The organism is Bradyrhizobium sp. PRIMUS42 (assembly GCF_023006515.1).
Lineage (GTDB): Bacteria > Pseudomonadota > Alphaproteobacteria > Rhizobiales > Xanthobacteraceae > Bradyrhizobium.
Genome location: NZ_JALBGZ010000931.1, coordinates 1 through 2,086 on the forward strand (window position 1 = coordinate 1; position 2,086 = coordinate 2,086).

At 64.9% G+C, this 2,086-nt stretch carries 4 protein-coding genes; 3 read left to right on the top strand and 1 reads right to left on the bottom strand.

Going from position 1 to position 2,086, the window contains the following annotated elements:
* A partial coding sequence (locus MOV75_RS35830) for a lyase family protein (protein WP_247007709.1) occupies positions 1-519 on the bottom strand: 519 nt, incomplete at its 3' end.
* Between the two features lie 169 nt (positions 520-688).
* Between MOV75_RS35830 and MOV75_RS35835 the strand changes: the two genes are divergently transcribed.
* The 3 genes from MOV75_RS35835 to MOV75_RS35845 form a co-directional block, all read left to right on the top strand.
* The gene (locus MOV75_RS35835) at positions 689-1,135 is read left to right on the top strand and encodes a carbon monoxide dehydrogenase subunit G (protein ID WP_246931074.1); all 447 of its coding nucleotides are present in this window, start codon (positions 689-691) and stop codon (positions 1,133-1,135) included.
* Between the two features lie 135 nt (positions 1,136-1,270).
* On the top strand, positions 1,271-1,756 hold the full coding sequence (locus MOV75_RS35840; RefSeq protein ID WP_212081488.1) for a (2Fe-2S)-binding protein: 486 nt from the start codon (positions 1,271-1,273) through the stop codon (positions 1,754-1,756).
* Between the two features lie 27 nt (positions 1,757-1,783).
* Positions 1,784-2,086, top strand: a 303-nt coding sequence (locus MOV75_RS35845) for a xanthine dehydrogenase family protein subunit M (RefSeq protein WP_247007711.1), incomplete at its 3' end; no start/stop codon positions are given.

The window sequence follows — 2,086 nt, forward strand, 5'->3', positions numbered from 1 at the left end:
CGCATATTCGGCGACTTTCAGGCCGAACGGCATCGGCAGCGCGTGCTGGAGCCAGGTCCGTGCCACCATCGCGGTGTTGCGATGGTTGCGCGCCAGCGCGGCAAAGCCCTTGATGGCGCGGCTGAGGTCGGTGTCCAGCGTATCGATGCCGGCGCGAAGCGTGAGCATGGTCGCGGTGTCGATGACGTCCTGGCTGGTTGCGCCCCAATGCACGTAGCGCGCGGCCTCCGTGTCGGCCTTGCCGACATTGGCGGTCAGCGTCTTGACCAGGGGAATCGCGAGATTGCCCGATCGCGTCGCGGCCTCTGCCAGCGCGGCCATGTCGAAGGAATCGGCCTTGCACGCCGCCTCGATCGGGCCGACCGCAGATGCCGGAATCACATCGGAGGCGGCCTCGGCGCGTGCCAAGGCTGCCTCGAAATCGAGCATGTTCTGCAGGGTCGACCGGTCGTCGCAGACGGCGCGCATGGCGGCGCTCGACAGCATCGGTGCGAGCAGGGGGGAGAGGGATGTGCTCATTGCGCGCGACCTAATCATCATGGCCCGGCTGTGCCAATCCCCAACCGCCCGCACACGTCTTTTTGCAGTTGCGAATATGCATTGCACTTGACCGAGCGGCGCCCTTTCCTTTGCCGCGTCCCTGCGTTACTTGATCAGCACTATAATTGCGCGATCCGGGAGGCACCTCATGGCCATGACGATGAACGGCGAAGTCCAGCTTGCGGCGCCGCGCGAGGCCGTGTGGGCCAAGCTCAACGATCCCGAGGTGCTGAAGGCCTGCATCCCCGGCTGCGAGGAGCTTGAGAGGACCGACGACGGCGGCTTTCGCGCAACGGCGAAAATGAAGGTCGGCCCGGTGTCGGCACGCTTCAAGGGCAAGGTCACGCTCTCCGATCTTGATCCGCCGAACGGCTATAGGATCTCGGGTGAGGGCGAGGGCGGGGTCGCCGGCTTCGCCAAGGGGGGCGCGGTGGTCAAGCTGGCGGAGAAGGACGGCGGCACGCTGCTCTCCTACGAGGTCGAGGCGCAGATCGGCGGCAAGTTGGCGCAGCTCGGCCAGCGCCTCATCAACGGCGCCGCCAAGAAACTTGCCGACGAGTTTTTCGCGAACTTCGCCAAGGCGGTACAGGGCTGAAGGCTATCGCCTTTCGGCATGGCGCCTTGCGTCCCGGGCGATGTTGCCCCGGGGCATAATGGCCCATATGATGGGTTGGAATAATTATAAGAACCGCTTCGATGGGACCCGTCGGGGCGCTGATAGAGAGTGCTTATGGCAAAAATCTCCCTCATCGTGAACGGCAATCCTGTCACGGCCAACGTCGATCCCCGCACCCTGCTGGTGCAGTTCCTGCGCGAGAATCTGCACCTGACCGGCACCCATGTCGGCTGTGACACCTCGCAGTGCGGCGCCTGTGTCGTGCATCTCGACGGCAAGGCCGTGAAGTCCTGCACCACGCTGGCGGTGATGGCTGACGGCCACGAGGTCAAGACGATCGAGGGGCTGGCCGCAGACGGCGCGCCGCTGCATCCGATGCAGGAGGCCTTCCGCGAGCACCATGGCCTGCAATGCGGCTTCTGCACGCCGGGCATGATCATGACCGCGATCGACATCGTGCACCGCAAAGGCAACGAGCTCGACGACCATACGATCCGGGAAGAACTAGAAGGCAATCTCTGCCGCTGCACCGGCTACCAGAACATCGTCGCCTCGATCTCCGCCGGCGCCAAGGCGATGGCGAAATCCGACCTCGCGTAACGCGCATCCCGCGATCAGGACATTCAGATGTACGAATTCAAATACCATCGCCCCGGGACCGTTCGGCAGGCCGCCAACCTCCTGGTGAAGAACGAAGACGCCAAGGTGATCGCCGGCGGCCACACGCTGATTCCCGTCATGAAGCAGCGCCTCGCCAGCCCCCCGCACCTGGTCGACCTCTCCCATATCGAGGGGCTCGACACGATCGAGATGAAGGGGCGTTCGCTGGTGATCGGCGCCACCGCCAGGCACGCCGAGGTCGCCACCTCCGCGATCGTCGGCGAGGCGATCCCGGCGCTGGCGAATCTTGCCGGCGGAATCGGCGACCCC

What these genes read in the sequence shown, in the direction of transcription:
- MOV75_RS35835 (WP_246931074.1), top strand. Translation starts at nt 689, where the DNA reads ATGGCCATGACGATGAACGGCGAAGTCCAGCTTGCGGCGCCGCGCGAG.
- MOV75_RS35840 (WP_212081488.1), top strand. Translation starts at nt 1,271, where the DNA reads ATGGCAAAAATCTCCCTCATCGTGAACGGCAATCCTGTCACGGCCAAC.